The sequence below is a fragment of the Paenibacillus allorhizoplanae genome (assembly GCF_927798215.1).
Classification (GTDB): Bacteria; Bacillota; Bacilli; order Paenibacillales; family NBRC-103111; genus Paenibacillus_E; species Paenibacillus_E allorhizoplanae.
In genome coordinates this window covers 17,488-33,739 of sequence record NZ_CAKMMW010000003.1, presented here as the reverse complement: position 1 = coordinate 33,739, position 16,252 = coordinate 17,488, and the positions used below count along the sequence as shown (strand labels likewise).

The 16,252-nt window shown below is 45.0% G+C and carries 13 protein-coding genes; 9 read left to right on the top strand and 4 right to left on the bottom strand.

Translation table 11 applies throughout. From position 1 onward, the window contains the following. Positions 1-26: 26 nt before the first annotated feature. Entirely contained in the window at positions 27-1,370 is a 1,344-nt protein-coding gene (locus L6I86_RS06385; protein WP_236285763.1) for an amino acid permease, read from the bottom strand. A gap of 76 nt (positions 1,371-1,446) precedes the next feature. Continuing rightward, positions 1,447-1,746, bottom strand: a complete 300-nt coding sequence (locus L6I86_RS06380) for a Rieske (2Fe-2S) protein (RefSeq protein WP_236285761.1) — start codon at positions 1,744-1,746, stop codon at positions 1,447-1,449. A 105-nt stretch (positions 1,747-1,851) separates the two neighbouring features. Here L6I86_RS06380 and L6I86_RS06375 point away from each other — a divergent pair, with 105 nt between their 5' ends. Continuing rightward, the gene (locus L6I86_RS06375; protein ID WP_236285759.1) at positions 1,852-2,943 is read left to right on the top strand and encodes a threonine aldolase family protein; all 1,092 of its coding nucleotides are present in this window, start codon (positions 1,852-1,854) and stop codon (positions 2,941-2,943) included. 312 nt (positions 2,944-3,255) lie between these two features. Then, positions 3,256-4,896 carry a 3-keto-alpha-glucoside-1,2-lyase-like domain-containing protein gene (locus L6I86_RS06370; RefSeq protein WP_236285750.1) on the top strand — a complete coding sequence of 547 codons (1,641 nt, stop codon included), beginning with the start codon at positions 3,256-3,258 and terminating at the stop codon, positions 4,894-4,896. A 537-nt stretch (positions 4,897-5,433) separates the two neighbouring features. Here L6I86_RS06370 and L6I86_RS06365 read toward each other — a convergent pair. After that, positions 5,434-6,417 (bottom strand): 2-hydroxyacid dehydrogenase, encoded by a 984-nt coding sequence (locus L6I86_RS06365; protein WP_236285748.1) that lies wholly within the window; start codon positions 6,415-6,417, stop codon positions 5,434-5,436. A gap of 401 nt (positions 6,418-6,818) precedes the next feature. Between L6I86_RS06365 and L6I86_RS06360 the strand changes: the two genes are divergently transcribed. The 7 genes from L6I86_RS06360 (at position 6,819) to L6I86_RS06330 (ending at position 15,666) form a co-directional block, all read left to right on the top strand. After that, entirely contained in the window at positions 6,819-8,135 is a 1,317-nt protein-coding gene (locus tag L6I86_RS06360; RefSeq protein WP_236285739.1) for an ABC transporter substrate-binding protein, read from the top strand. 86 nt (positions 8,136-8,221) lie between these two features. Continuing rightward, entirely contained in the window at positions 8,222-9,142 is a 921-nt protein-coding gene (locus L6I86_RS06355) for a carbohydrate ABC transporter permease (protein ID WP_056616128.1), read from the top strand. 12 nt (positions 9,143-9,154) lie between these two features. After that, on the top strand, positions 9,155-9,967 hold the full coding sequence (locus L6I86_RS06350) for a carbohydrate ABC transporter permease (RefSeq protein ID WP_056616125.1): 813 nt from the start codon (positions 9,155-9,157) through the stop codon (positions 9,965-9,967). Between the two features lie 52 nt (positions 9,968-10,019). Next, complete coding sequence (locus L6I86_RS06345) at positions 10,020-11,861, top strand: sensor histidine kinase (protein WP_236285736.1); 1,842 nt, start codon at positions 10,020-10,022, stop codon at positions 11,859-11,861. A gap of 9 nt (positions 11,862-11,870) precedes the next feature. After that, entirely contained in the window at positions 11,871-13,460 is a 1,590-nt protein-coding gene (locus L6I86_RS06340; RefSeq protein ID WP_236285732.1) for a response regulator transcription factor, read from the top strand. A gap of 75 nt (positions 13,461-13,535) precedes the next feature. Next, complete coding sequence (locus L6I86_RS06335; protein ID WP_236285730.1) at positions 13,536-14,855, top strand: ABC transporter substrate-binding protein; 1,320 nt, start codon at positions 13,536-13,538, stop codon at positions 14,853-14,855. Between the two features lie 121 nt (positions 14,856-14,976). Further along, positions 14,977-15,666, top strand: coding sequence for a metal-dependent hydrolase (locus tag L6I86_RS06330; protein ID WP_236285729.1), 690 nt, complete (start codon positions 14,977-14,979; stop codon positions 15,664-15,666). Positions 15,667-15,683: 17 nt separating this feature from the next. Here the strand turns inward: L6I86_RS06330 and L6I86_RS06325 are convergent, their stop codons facing one another. Continuing rightward, entirely contained in the window at positions 15,684-16,085 is a 402-nt protein-coding gene (locus L6I86_RS06325; protein WP_236285727.1) for a helix-turn-helix domain-containing protein, read from the bottom strand. Between the last annotated feature and the right edge of the window lie 167 nt (positions 16,086-16,252).

The window sequence follows — 16,252 nt, the reverse complement described above, 5'->3', positions numbered from 1 at the left end:
CTGTAAAGGTTTACGTAGCGTGAATGTCAAGTCCTTTTTTTTATCTTGTGAGTCCAGTTGAAGTGAACGACGAAGGTGATGAATCCAATCAGCACGATGAATAATAGACTAACGAAGAAGCCAGGACGCGTGGTAGGGTGAAAAGCAGCCCCAGAAATGGCAATCAGAATAAGAAGCAAGCCCACCCAGCGTTTGAACATTTTAGCAGGCGTATGGACTAATAGTCGTCCGGAGGACAGCAAAATCAATAACCAGATGAAAAGCAAGGTGAGACCTGCTGCCGTTGACATAACCGTGTAAAGTTCATCGGGTAAAAGCAAGGAAAGAATAACAGCGGCAGCCATTCCACCGGAAGTTAAGGCAAGAGCAGGGTATGGAATCTGTCTCCTTCCACTTGTCGTACGAGTGAACATGAATGGCGCATCATGATCCTTCGCAAGGGCAACGAGTATGGAGGTAACGGCGAATAAGGAAGCCACCATCGTTGAGAAAGCAGCAATAATGAGGATCGCATTGAATACATGCGGGACATAAGGCAATGGGTAGCTTTCCAAGCTGACTTGGAAGGGGCTTTTTTGCTCATGAAGCGCGTGCAAGGGTAAGAGGGTTAAGACTAAGAAGAGCGAGACGATGTAGAGGATAGCTAAAAGGAGGATCATGATGGAGCCTGCTTGTTGAGCTTCGCTCGATTTCTTTAGACGCATGGCGAAAAGCCCCATCATTTCCGTGCCGCCGAAGGCGTAGAACGAATAGATGAAGGATGACCAAGAGCCCTTGAGCCCTGAGGGCAGAAAGGTGTCTTTTGAAATAGGGAATGAAAGCGGATGGAGACCTCCTCTGATCCATCCGAGTACCGCAGCACCGGCAAGGAGGAGAAATATCAGCAGCGCTGAAACTTTGATGAGTGCGAAAATATGCTCCGAACGCTCGAAGGCTTGGGCACCGAGCAAGATGACACCTACGCCGAGACTGGCATAGAAGAAGGCAAACAACCACATCGGTACCGTGGGAAACCAGAACTGCGTAAACAGGGAAAGCGCCGCTAATTGACTCCCCATAATCATCAGCTGGGAGCCCCAGTAAATCCAGCCGCTGCTAAATCCAGCCCAGTGTCCATAAGCTAATTTGGCATAGGAGCGGAATGAGCCTTGTTGGGGATGCTCTCCTGTCATTTGTAGCAAAGCGTCAAGAACGAAATAAGTGCCTGCTGCAGCTAAAATGAACAAGAAGAGCATAGAGGCGCCGCCCATCGTTAGGCCGATACCGACGCCTAGAAAGTAGCCAGTTCCGAGCGTGCAAGCAACGCCGAGCAGGGATAGCTGCCACCACGCCATTGTGCTGTTCTTCGTTGGATTTGCTTTTGTGGACATGCCGCCTCCTAAGCTGTTTATGAGAAATGGATAACAACAGCCCATAGTATAGCTTGTCCATTGGTAAAATATACAGTTAAGACAGGTCCATCAGTGCGAATAGAAGACCTTCTTTTTCGATGACGTCAAAGGGTTGAAGCTTTGCATTTGGGACATTGTGGCAACGGCCAGTGTGCACTTCAAAGGTCCAGCCATGCAGTGGACACTCTAATTCGCCATTTTCAAGTTCGACCGCATAACCGGCGTGAGGGCATCGACTGGAAAGCAGCGTGTAGACACCATCCGCTTCCGTAAGGAAAAATCGCTTGCCATTCACTTTCACTTCGGACGGGTTTGCAGTAAACTGTTCCTTAGAACCAATCAGGATTTCATTCATGGGGATGCTCCTTTTCAGAAGGGGATATCTTCGTTACTATCATTATAATCCAAACGACATCAAAGATCTCTAAGCAGATGGCAAAAACAAAGGAGCACGATCCACATGAGTACATTATCTTCATTAGCAGCAGCCTTTCGCCAAACCTCCTATCCAGTAGGTGGCCACGGCCGCAGAAATATTCAAATTTTAAAAGAGGCCTTAGATGGACTGGATGGCAAACTTGAGAGTGATATTTATGGAACTGGCGAAAGTATAGAGAGCTTTCAGGCGGAAATGGCCGCTTATCTTGGCAAAGAGAAGGCTGTGTTCTTCCCTAGCGGGACGATGGCGCAGCAGATTGCCTTACGAATTTGGTGTGATGAGAAGGGAAGCCGCAAGGTTGCGTATCATCCGTTAAGTCATTTGGAAATCCATGAAGAGGATGGCTTGAAGGAGCTGCACCAGATTGAATCGATTTTGCTTGGCGAGAAGGATCGCTTGATTCGATTAGATGAGATTATTGAACTCAAAGATGACATCGCATGTCTCTTGATTGAGCTGCCACAGCGTGAAATTGGTGGTGATCTGCCGCTTTTCGAGGAGCTCGTTGCGATTTCGGCTCATTGCCGTGCCAAGGGGATCATGCTGCATCTGGACGGGGCCAGATTGTATGAGGTGCTGCCGTATTATCAGAAAACTGCGGCAGAATTGTGTACACTTTTCGATAGTGTGTACATCTCCTTCTACAAAGGAATCGGCGGCATTGCAGGTGCGATTCTGGCTGGTGATGAGGCGTTTACGGCGAAATCGAAGGTGTGGAAAAGGCGGTATGGCGGCGATTTGATCAGCCTGTATCCGTATTACCTTAGCGCGAGCTACTATTTCAAGCAGCGTGAGCCGAAGATGGGGCAATACTTCGAAGAAGCGGTGGAGCTTGCTGTGCTGTTTAATAGCTGTCAGCATGTGACTACCTTGCCGCGGGTACCCGTAACGAATATGTTCCACGTTCATATCGCGATGCCGAAAGAGAAGCTTGAGCCAATTCTACTCGAGTTGTACGCTGAGACAAGTGTAGGGTTGATTCACTATCTGCGTGAATCAAGCGAAGGAATTTGTTCCTTCGAAATAAGTATAGGCGATGCATTCGCGCAAATTCCGAAGGACAGGCTGAAGTTGACGTTTGAGCGGTTGGCTGCGGTATTACGAGAGGGATAGCGAACTGCTCTACCTAAAGTGACATTAATAGCGCACTGTTGTTCTGCTTAATTTGGCGAAGCGGAACGTCAGTGCGCTATTTGTTGAATTTCCACAATCGTAACTTTGTACTCCACGAGGTGAAAAATCGTAACATTTGTCACCTTAGTCCGTCAGATTGTAGGTGTTGATGACCGTGAAGAATCGGTATACTTCAAAAAGTAAGCCCTTACATTTTATTGAGGATCACATGGTCAGGAGGAGGGACACTTTGCAAAGACCGCCTGGTAATCAAAAGGTCGCTATTTTATATACTATTGGAGGGAATTTGATATGTTCAAAAAGAGTTTAGTATGGATACTCAGTCTGGCCTGCATCATAATGATATTCGGCATACTCCCAGCATTCGCTGCGAATGGGCCGATTACATGGGGATCCTCAGTCACAATAACGAATATCAATACGTTTACAGATGCGGGAACGGACGCACGTGGCATTAGTCCAGGTACGTTTGGCTCGGAATATCCGCGTATGATTAAGCTGGCCAATGGTAACTGGCTCGCGGTTGCAGCCATTTATGATAATAACGGCTATACGAAAGTATCCTGGGGCGGTACGCGATTACAAGTATTCCTCAGCACAGATAATTGCCGTACGTGGTCTTTAGCAGCGACACTTTGGGAAGATGGACGTGATCTCGATAATGGTCAATTCGCGCAACTAGCGAATGGCGATATTTTGCTAGCGATGCGATCGGTGCGTTGGCAAGAGTCTTATCAGTTAAAAGTGTACAAAAGCACGAACGGCGGTTCAAATTGGAGCTATCTAAGCACGATCGATGAGAAAACAGGTGCTCCAGGTACATTAGGTAACCCTGATAAGGGCGTGTATGAGCCGCATATGCAAATATTGAGCGATGGCACGCTAGCTGTCATGTATGCGAACGAAAAGCATGTGACGGAGAGTCCATCGTATAGTCAAATTATTTCGGAGAAGCTTTCGACGAATGGAGGCGCAAGCTGGGGAAGTGAGATTTATGTGGCTTGGGACCCGAGCAATGCAGCAGCACGGCCAGGTATGCCAGTTTGGCAAAAAATGAACAACGGCCAGTATCTCGTAACTTTCGAGGTGTGCGGTACGCAAAGCTGCAATGTGTTCACGAAGAAAAGCAGTGATGGCAAAACATGGGCAAGTGGTATTGGTACGCAAGTACCAAGTCAACAAGGTGGACCTTATCTGCTTTCGCTCACGGATGGCAGAATTCTACTGACGTCGAATGCCAATGTCCTTTCCATCTCCAATGATTACGGGAATTCCTGGTATACGAATGATACCACCGCTTTTGGCAACTCGTTCTGGTCCGCGATGTATCAAACGGCTTCAAACGAAATTGCTTTCATCGATTCGGTTAACCGAACGGGTGGTGGACATAATGTGCAGGTGAAGTTTGGCACGTTGACGAACACGTATTCGAATGATTTTGCCTCCAATGATACAGGTTGGGCTCGTTATGGCGGAACTTGGACAATTAGTGGAGGTACTTACAATCTAACTTCAGCAAGCGGGGATAAATCCATACTTACCCCTTATCCATCCAAGCGAAATTATACCCTTGAAGGAGATATCAAGCTTAACAATGCGGGGCAGGGCAGTCTTATTTTTAATGTGACGAATCCAGCAACGGGGACGGACAGTTTGAAAGGGTATGCTGCAGGCATTGATTCTGCGGGGCAAGTGTGGCTAGGTCGTTTTAACAATAACTGGACGCAGCTTGGTCTTGTCAGTACAACGATCAGCACGAACACGTGGTATCACATGAAGGTTGTAGTCAATGAAGGGAATATGAAGGTGTACGTAGGCGATATGGCCACTCCAAAAATTAACTTTACCGATACAACATTTGTAAGTGGGACGATCGGGGTCCGTGGTGGATTCGGGAATAGTGTGAGTTTTGACAATATTTCTGTTAACTAGCCAGCTCGTAAATAATCTTTTGAAGATTTCACCTATGTTAACCTTTGCTTTTGGGATAAGAACAGAAGAGGAACTAATTGTGATGCAAGGATAGCTTTGATTTTTACTGCTTTACGGACAGGTGAGCCGTTATTAGATGAGAAAAGCAGGGCGTCTAAATGCTAACGGACGCTACGGCCGTTATTCAGTTCCTTACCCCACATGTTGGCATGCAAATCAGTCAATAACGTCTCTGGTGTCCATTAAAAATCAAAACTGCCTCATTTTCAGATCATAGAGGCTGTCATGTCCGTTAGGAAAATCAACCAACCTCTTTTCGCGATACTCTCTAGGTTTGGGAATTTGCACGCCTGTTTACGTAGAAACATGGACAACCCAACCCTCCCTATACACATCAGATTGAGTGTATACCAAGGACCTGAGGCAGAGCCTCAGGTCCTTCTTATAATATGTTTCAAGTATCACTAAACGCTCCCGTCCCAGAAGGAAGACGTAGCCGTTTAGTGTGATAGTCTCGAAGGGAAGGGATACTATTCGTTAGTTCGGAACCAAATCCTTTAGTTCCTGCACTATATAGGCCTGACCGCCATTCAGCGCTTCTACAAGATTCCTAGCTGCAAGCTCAGCCATGTCATTACGAGTTCTTGCAGTCGCCGAACCGATATGAGGTAAAGTGACCACATTCGGCATGGATAACAACGGATTATCCACAGGGGTTGGCTCGATATCGAAGACATCCAGACCGGCTCCGCGAATTTTTCCTTGCTGAAGCGCCTTGATCAGCGCTTGCTCGTCTACAGTTGCTCCTCGGGAGGCATTGATGAAGATGGCTGATGATTTCATCAAGTTAAACTGCTCCTCGCCGATCAAATGTTTCGTCTCTGGAGTTAAAGGAGTCATCACAACGATGTAGTCGGATTCACATAGTAACTCATCCAGTTCGCAGAAGCGGGCATGGAAGCGCTCGTCTACTTCTTTTTTAGGACGGCGACTGTGATAGAGCAGGTTCATATCGAAGCCAAATACAGCCCGCTTAGCAATCGCTTCGCCAATCCGTCCCATACCAATGATTCCGAGTGTCGAATGATGAACATCCACACCGAATAATTCGGTACCGCTCGTACCCTTTTGCCATTTCCCCTGTTTCACATATGCGTCTAGTTCTGCGATTCTTCGCCCTGCACTTAACATTAAGGCGAGAACGAGATCAGCTACGGTGCTATCAAGTACATATGGAGTATGAGTACCAATTACACCATGGGATCTCATTGCATCAAGATCAAAATGATTGTACCCGACTGAAGAGGTACTCGCTACACGTAACCGTGGTGCGCAGCTTAACAGTTCCTCGTCAATTGTTCCCCCCAAGATTCCCTCGGCATCCGAGACTTTATCCAAAATGACACTCCGAGGCATACTGCCTTCCTGATTCCAGAACGTACAATCACCATGGAGATTTAAATAATCTTGAACGGTTTCCGGTAATTTGTGGGTAACGAGTATTTTGGGCTTGGTCGACATGAGTATTCCTCCTTGAGTTTCTTTATTGAATAGAAAGTGCTGGGATAACGTGTTTATTGGAATGGCGTCTTACGCTTCCGACTAGGCACTTTTTTTCCTTATTTGAACAAAAGATGTTATGACAGTCAAAGTAGTCTTTATGCAGTCTGTTATATTATAGCTAAACTTATCGGATTAATATATTAAAACGTACGATTCACCCCTCCAATCGTAATATCGTCACCTTGTACCGGTAACACATCCGGATGATTTCTTACGTTTGTTCCCTAAAGTTGACGGTTTTATCGGTTTAGACGCAGAGCGATTCCCTGTAAAGTTAGAACCAAGGAAAGCCCTTACATCTGAATGAAAGGGCTTTCCGCAACTAACATAAACCGAATGAGAGAGGGTTGTTCATCACAATGAAAAAGAAATTAACCAGTTTACTTACCGCAAGTATTGCGCTTGCTATGGTAGCGACAGGCTGCTCGAGTACAAAAGAAAGCGATACCAAAACCACAACGACAACAGCTGCGGAGACAACGAAAGCCGTAGAGACAACCAAAGCAGCAAATCCGGTAGAGATCACCTTTTGGAATATGTTCGGCGGTGGCGAGGGCGATTTCGTAGATCAGATTGTCAAAGGCTATAACGATTCCCAAAAGGAAGTCATCGTGAAACAGCTGCGCTTAGAATCCAATGAGTACTATGCGAAGCTAAGCACGGCGCTTTCATCCTCCAAAGGGCCTGATGTTGCGGTCGCTCACGTGGATCGGATATCTCCCTTCGTCAAAGCCAAGCAAATTCTACCTCTTGATGGTCTTGCCAGCAAGGTTGGTTTTGATCTGAAACAAGTCTCTGATTCCAATATCAAAAGCGTATCCTATGACGGAAAGCCTTACGCCGTACCGTTAGATACACATTTCCATATGTTCTATTACAACAAGGATCTGCTTAAGAAAGCTGAGTTGCTGAACGATGATGGCACGCCAAAGCTGGGAGATTTGACGCCGGATGCCTTTAAGAAAACATTAGCGCAAATTCAAGCGAAAGTACCTGGCGTGCAAGCGTTAGCCGTGAATACACCATATTTTCAAGAACCATTCCTGAATTTGTACTATGAAGCAGGCGGCGATATCTTGAATGGGGATATGACGAAATCCGCGATTAACAATGAGAAAGCATTGAATGTCCTTAAGTTTTACATGGATTTGTACAAAAACAAATACAGCGATCTCAATGATAAAACGCCTTGGGATTCCTTCCACAGCGGGAAAGCAGCCTTATGGTTCGGAGGCGTGTGGGAAGCAGGACTCTTGCTTAACGATAAAGCTTTGAACATTGGTGCGATGCCGCTGCCTGCGATTTTCGGTAGCCAAACGCACTGGGGAAGCTCCCATTTACTCGTCGTACCTTCTTATGTAACAACAGAGAAGCAAGAAGCATCCGCGAAATTCATGAAGTACTTCTCAGAGGTAGGTGGCAAAACGTGGGGGCAAGCCGGACACGTACCTGCTAACAGCGCAGTAACAACAAGCGATGAGTACAAAAAGCTGCCATACCGTAATTTATTTATCGAAGCTCAGAAAACAGTAAAATTCGCACCGAAAACAGATAAATACACAACGATTATTACGACGGTTTCAGAGTCCTTACAGAACATCCTATTCGGTAAACAATCCCCGGAAGACGGCTTGAAAAGTATGGATAAGCAAATCAATGATATTTTGACCAATTAATCGTCCGCTTGAATCGGGTGAAGCTCTCGTGAAAACTAACGGGGCTCCACCCGAACTTATATAGAAAGAAACAAGGAGAAGAGCCAATGGAGACAAAAGTAAGTGAGCGTGATCGGACATGGGTCCTCCGCGAACGTAAACCGTTACGAATAGCTTTGGAATTGAAGGCAATGGTGTATCTACTGCCATTTCTGATCCCTTTTGCCATTTTCTATCTGTGGCCTGTTGGGCGAGGCGCTTGGATGAGCTTGCACGTTTGGGGCATTCAGGGGATGCAGAAGTATGTTGGCTTAGCGAATTATAAAAAGATTTTCAGTGATTCGAATTTCTATCTGTATGTGTGGCACTCGATTTACTTTGTCATCATCTGTACACCGACAATTATCGTCCTCGGCCTTATTTTAGCCTTGCTGATTAATCAGAATCTTCGCTTTCGAACGCTCATCCGTTCCATGTTTTTCCTGCCTTATGTACTGTCCGTCTCGGTCATCAGTTTCATATGGTTACGACTTTTCGACTCGAAGTATGGCCCGATTAACGCGTTCTTGAAACTCATTGGTTTACCTGGTGACATTCACTGGCTGACGGATAAACATTTTGCTTGGTGGGCCATTACCCTAACAACCGATTGGTGGTCAGTAGGTTTCGTGATGGTACTATTCCTAGCTGGCTTGCAAGAAATTCCTACGGATCATTATGAAGCTGCGAAAATAGATGGCGCTGGCGCTTGGAAGCAATTCATTCATATTACGCTCCCGGGTTTGTCGAGAGTCATGCAAATACAAGTTTTTTATCAAATTATCTCGTGTTTAAAGCTATTTGGGCAAGTACAGATTATGACCGGCGGAGGTCCAGGGGACTCCACGAATACCATGATTCGCTACATTTATGTCACGGGGTTCAAAAAGGATATGTTCGGGCTTGCTTCGGCTCAGTCCATCGTATTCTGCGTCATCATGCTGCTCCTCGCCGTTGTACAGTTCAAATTAACAGACAGAAAAGATTGACGGAGGTTGAACATGAAAGGAATCGCAATTAACATCATCGCCGTAATCCTAGCTCTCTTATTTATGTTTCCATTGATTTGGATGCTCATTGTATCGCTGAAACCGGATGGCGTAAATGTCTCCGCTTTAAGTGACTGGGTGAATCTCTCGGATTTACATCTGCATAATTATACGAAGGTGATCAAAGATTCGCAGATCCTAAGATGGACGTGGAACAGCGCTGTTATCGGAGTTTTGACAACTGTGATTTCACTCATCTTCAGTTCCTTAGCGGCGTTCTCCTTTTCAAAGCTGCCTTTCAAGTCCAGAGGTTTGTTCTATCTGGTCATCGTTTCAGGCTTGTTAATTCCTACAGAAGCGATTCTAATCCCACTTTACGAAACGACGCTTCATCTAAAACTGATTGATAACATGTGGGCGATTATTCTACCAGGGCTCACGAATCCAATTGGCATCCTGCTCTTGAAGCAATTCATGGACGGTGTTCCGAAGGATTATATCGAAGCAGCACAAATCGACGGGTGTAGAAATTTCGGTTTATGGTATCGGATATGTCTCCCGCTTACTAGATCTGCTATGTTCTCTGTCGGGATTTTCTACTTTATTTTATCGTGGAACAATTTCTTGTGGCCGTATCTTTCCATTACCTCGCAAGAGAACATGATCTTATCAGCAGGACTACCGACATTTTTGTCGAATAATACGATGTCCTTAAATCTGATCATGGCAGCAAGTGCAATTGCGGCAATTCCAACGATTCTGGTGTTTGCTGTCCTGCAGCGTCAAATTGTTCAAGGAGTGGCCATGTCTGGTATTAAAGGTTAATAAGCTACTATCTACCAATCAGATTCTCTTCCCAGAAAGGGTTGCTACAACGATGACCCAAGCATCAGAAGTTGCGACGCGACAACGCCACAAACGAATTCCTTCATGGATGTATACATGGACGAGCAGCATTCGCTATAAGTGGATGCTGTTGTTGTTCCTTTTTTCGCTAACTCCCCTGCTTGCTCTGGGGTTTATTTCATATTCGATATCGAAATCAACGATCAACAATAAAGTTACGGAATACTCGGAACAGCTCTTGAAGCAGACGGCGGAGAACATTGACACGAGACTTGGCATTTACAAAGATATGATGATGCAGGTTGTCAATAACAATGACATTGTCACGATGCTGCGGACTTTGGATCGCACAGATCCTGCACAATACGATCTAGATAGTCTATCCCTGACTACGAAGTTATCGACGATTATTGCGATTAATCAGGATATACAGTCGATTTCGTTTCTTTCACCGCAGCATTTTATCAAAGGGATATACAGATGGAACGATCGGTCTTTAGACAAGGTATCCCCATTCCTGCAAACCTTGGAGGATGGGAGCAATTTTCGGTGGTTTTCTACGCGATTAGGAACGTATGTCGATAGTCTAAACACGCAAAATGTTCACGTCTTCTCACTAGCCAAGCAAATATACAAAATGTCGGACGATAGTCCTGTTGGGATTATTGCCGTACTAGACATCCGCGAGGATGTGCTGAAAGAAATCGGTGCTCGAACGACCAAGAGTAATATGGATATTGAAAGCTTCGTTATTGATGGTTCAGGACACATCATCTCGTACCCAGACAGTCGCGTATTGGGAAAGAGTGTGAAAGAAGTGCTCGGCGAAGATGGTTATTCAGAAATGTTTCGTTCCACGACAGATGAATCCGTATTTCCACTGAAATATCAGGGCGAAAGATTGATTGTGAATTATAAAAAGTTGCACACAAACGACTGGATCGTCGTTAATGTCATTTCGGAGGCTTCCCTGTACAAAGATTCGAATCGTCTGCTGCAAATTATTTTGGTGATCGCTTTCATTTGTATCTTATTCTCCATCTTGACGGCAATTTTACTGGCCAATTCGATCTCCAAGCCGATTCTGAAGATGATCCGATTGATGCGACAAGTCATGTCAGGTGACTTGACCGTCCGTTTCAAAGCCAAGCGCCGCAATGATGAATTCGATATTTTGGGCGAAAACTTTAACTATATGGTTACACGGATCGATGGTCTATTGGAAACGGTTTATGAGGAACAGAATCATAAGCGTGTAGCGGAATTGAAGGCTTTACAAGCGCAAATTAATCCGCATTTCCTATATAATACACTAGATATTATTAAATGGACGGCGCTCCTGCAGAAAGCTAATCATGCGGCTGAAATGGTCAGTCTTTTATCCCGATTATTGCGGATTAGCTTAGGTAAAGGTGAAGAGACAGTAACCATCGAAGAAGAAATCGAGCATGTACAGTGCTATCTGGGTATTCAAAAGTTCCGATTCAACTTTAATATCGAGACGTTCGTTCATCTGGACGAAGAAGTACGTACGTATCGTACGCCTAAGTTGATCCTACAACCCATTGTAGAGAATGCGATTCTACACGCTTTTACGGATAGAGAAACAGGTGAAATTCATATTCGGTGCGGCATCCATCCGGAAGGTGGAATTCGATTTGAGGTCGTGGATAATGGGCGAGGCATGGACGCAAGTCTTGTACAAAGTCTGAATCGGTATGAAGTTCCTTCCGTTGATAAAGTAAGTGGAATTGGCTTAGCGAATGTAGATGAACGAATTAAACTCATTTGTGGGAAGTCCTATGGTTTAGACATTCAAAGTGAACTTGGAGCGGGTACACATATTCGTATCAGACTTCCAGAAATGAAGTAGGTGAAGAGCATGTTTCGAGTTGTGATTGTGGAAGATGAATATATTGTAAGGTTCGGTATTCGCTCGATGATTGAATGGGATAAGCTTGGTTTAACGGTGAGCGGTGAAGCAGCGAATGGGCAAGAAGCGTTGGCGTTGATTCGCGAGAGCCCGCCGGATATCCTCATCACAGATATCAAAATGCCCGTTATGGATGGCATCACACTAATTACGGAAGTACGTAAAAGTTATCCGCATATGAAAATAGTCATCCTTAGCAATTTGGAAGATTTCCAATATGCGAAAGAAGCGATTCGCAATGGGGTTTCCGAATATATGATTAAATCAGATATGATGCCTCGGGACCTGGAGGAAACGCTGCTGCGAGTTAAGGAATCGATCCTAGCGGCGTCACCAGCAAGTGAGCAGAAGCATTCAGTGAGTGACATAGAGCCCCTCTTCAAAGAAAAACGGATGCTAGAGCTCCTTGAAGAAATGGACTCCGATCGCAGCCAACAAATCGTAGAAAGCTTAAGACTCTCCGACGTTATGCTACCCTTATATGTGCTTCATATCGTGAAGAATGAGTGGGCGCAGAGTGTTGAGGAGGGGCAAGCTTTGATACGGAAGGCGATTGCTGAAGTGATGATGACTTTCTCAGAGGATGCCTATGAAGCTTTTCCAGATCGGCAAGGGGAAATGAACGTACTTCTTTTTGCAAGGAAAATGACGGCTGCGGGTTTGTCTGAGATCAAGACATGGGCACAGTCCGTCGTTCTCTATCTCAAGGACCACTGTGCCATGTCCTGTACTCTAGGCGTTAGTATGAGTACGTCTAGTTGGTCAGGGCTGCATCAGGCCTACGAGCAAGCGAAAGCCGCAGCGAAATATAAAATGTTCATTGGACCTGAACGAGCGATTCTGTATGGTGTTGATTATGTGCCTCTACCAAGTCAATTGGCGGAGAATATTAAAGTGAGCACAACGCATATTCATGCGATGGTCTATGCTTTTCAAACGAAAGAGCTGCAAGCATATTTGGAAGATATTTTCGAACAGCTTACAGCACGTAAAAACTATGATCTCGTAGAAATTATTTCCCTGGAGCTGCTAATTCTACTTACGACGCTATGGTCAGAGGTGGCAAGTGATCAGCAAAGCATTCTCCAATTAAAGAAACAGTACTATGAGCAATTATCCAAATTAGAGACGATTCAGATGAGTAAAGCTTGGTTTCTGCAAGCATTTGAGGAACTCGTTCGACATATGATTGGTGTGTATAATAGTGATCGCAACGGCATTATTAAGGCAGCGCAGTATATCGGGCAGTACTACCAACAAGAGATTTCGCTGCAATCGATCAGCAGTTTGGTGCACTTAAGTAAAAACTATTTTGCTAATCTGTTCAAAAAAGAAATGGGTGAAAGCTTTCTGGAGTATTTGACGCGGATTCGCATCGAGAAAGCCATGACCTTATTAACAAGTGAGCTTAAGACAGCAGATATTGGCCATTTGGTAGGCATTCCAGACCCGAAATATTTCTCGAAAGTATTTAAGAAAATAACAGGTCTATCCCCGTCGGAATATCGTACTCGGGCCAAAGAAGACAAGTCATCGTAGTCTTCTTAAACTTGATTGCAAACGCTTACCGAGGAACTGTTAATTAGTAGGCATGTGGGGAAAGGGGGGATCGGATTGTTAGATAAATTGTTAGATAAAAAAAAGATTAAACGGGTCGTCGGAATCGGATGTATATGGTCGCTCACATTCGTGCTTACGGGATGCTCTATTCTGTCCAATAATCCTAAAAAAGTAGCTGAGAACAAGAAAATCGTGGCGAGCCCAGCAGCGGCAGTGGAAATTTCGTTCTGGAATCCATTCGGCGGTGGTGAAGGGGAGTTCGTGGAGCGTATTGTTCAAGATTTCAATACTTCACAGAAGGATGTCTACGTGAAGCAGCTTCGCCTGGAATCGAACGAATATTATGTGAAGCTGAGCACGGCGCTTTCTTCAGGGAAAGGTCCGGATGTAGCTGTTGCTCATGTTGACCGAATGTCACCATTCGTAAAGGCGAAGCAAATTATGCCATTGGACGAATTAGCGAGTGAGGTTGGATTTGATTTCAAGGACTTAGAGGAGAGCAATGTTCGAAGTGTGAGTTTCATGAGCAAGCCGTACGCGCTGCCATTAGACACGCATTTTCACATGTTATATTACAATAAAGCTATTATGAAAAAAGCAGGCTTATTGAATGACGATGAAACGCCTAAGTTGGCTATGTCAACGCCGGAAGCCTTCATTCAAATGCTGCAGCAGATTCAAGTAACAGTACCGAATGTTGAACCATTTGCAGTAAATACGCCGTATTTCCAAGAGCCATTCCTTAATATGTATTATCAAGCAGGCGGAGAATTATTGGATGTTAGCAAGGCGAAAGTAACGATCCATAATGACAAATCGCTTCGTGTGTTGAAGTTTTATCAACAGATCTATGCAAGCAAGCTCTCCGATGTGAACGATAAGACCCCGTGGGACACCTTTCATAATGGCAAAGCTGCGTTATGGATGGGAGGTGTATGGGAAGCAGGCTATCATTTAAGTGAGTCTTCCCTTCCCGCGGGGATCATGCCGCTTCCAACTCTATTCGGCTCTTCGATGCAGTGGGGGAGTTCACATACTCTCGTGATTCCCAGTTATGTAACGAAGGATAAACAACGTGCTGCCATGGCATTCATGTCTTATTTCTCCAAGGTAGGTTCTATGCTATGGGGCCAAGCCGGGCATGTGCCCGCCAATCGAGCTGTTCTTCAAAGCCAAGCCTATAAGCAATTGCCTTATCGGAAGCTTTTTATCGAAGCGCAGCATCAAGTTAAATTTGCGCCACAAACGGATAACTATGCAACGATGTTTACAACATTGTCCGAAGAGCTCCAAAGTATCGTAATGGGAGGCATGGATCCCGAGGAAGGGCTCGTGCAGCTAGAGAAAAAAATGAATAGTGTGTTGGCTAACTAGGCTGTATAATGTCCCATTGCGGAACTTTCCGGGAGGGGATATTTGTAACGTCTGGAAGAATTTTAATTCGCAAAGGTACCTATGATAAAATGAACCTATTAACCCAAAGGAGCTGAAACGAGTGAACATTATTTTCCATGGACAAAGCTGTGTCGAAATTAGATTGAAGCAACACACCTTGATTATAGACCCTTTCCTTACTGGTAATCCGCAAGCAACGGTCAAAGCGGAAGATATCAAGGCAGACTACATCCTTGTTACCCATGGACATGGAGATCATGTTGGAGACACGTTATCTATTGCAGAGCGCAACGATGCTACTGTTATTGCTCCTAACGATTTGGCCAGATATTTGGGCTTTGAGGGTGCAAAAACACACGGGATGGGAATCGGCGGGGCTTATGAGTTTCCTTTTGGTAAAGTAAAACTGACCCTAGCCTTACACGATTCTTCCTATAATCCGCCAGGCACCAAAGAAAACATCTATACAGGCATGGCGAGTGGATTCTTGCTTAAAGTAGAAGGGAAAACCATCTATCACGCAGGGGACACGGGGTTATTTAAAGATATGAAGCTGATTGGCAAAATGAACAATATTGATCTGGCCTTTCTGCCGATCGGGGATAACTACACGATGGGACCGGAAGATGCCGTGATCGCTGCGGGATATTTGAAAGCGGACACTGTTGTGCCTATGCACTATAATACGTTCCCAGTGATTGAACAGGATCCGAACGCTTTTGTTGCAAGCCTGGAAGAAAAAGGCATCAAAGGCTTAGTGATGGCACCGGGGCAACAAATAACGCTGTAATCGAGTGAATGGAGCCATTATGATGAGGGTTCACTCTCGGTGCTTTTGCTGGATTGACGCTCTTTCCAGAATAGGACGGTAAGCATGCGCTCTACCCATTCCTTATCTTCAGGTGTAAGGATAATACCATCAAACATGAGCTCATTTTCACGAAGAAAACGCCGCAGATTAACAGGATTGCTTTCAAACTGTTGGTTCGCTTGAGAGGACTCGAGATAACCAGCAATATCCATCAGCTCCGAGTAAGACGTGTTGAGCCCCTCAGATAATTTCATCAAAACATCGGGAGAAGGAATTCCGCGGTTACCATTCTCAAGTTGAGAGATGTATGCCGCGGACACACCGGAGCGATCAGCTAGTTCGCGGATTGTGAAGCCTTTCATTTTGCGCATATCTCGTAATTTATCGTAAAAGTACATGCCTGCTCATCCTCATTCCGTAAAGTAAACATTAGTAAACGTTATAATACTATCAGTTTACTATAGTAATTACAACGGTGAGTTTCGATCCTAATAATAAATGAATGTATACCCATATATTCGATTACTAATGTAAACTTATATTGTTACATTAGTGAATGTGCGGT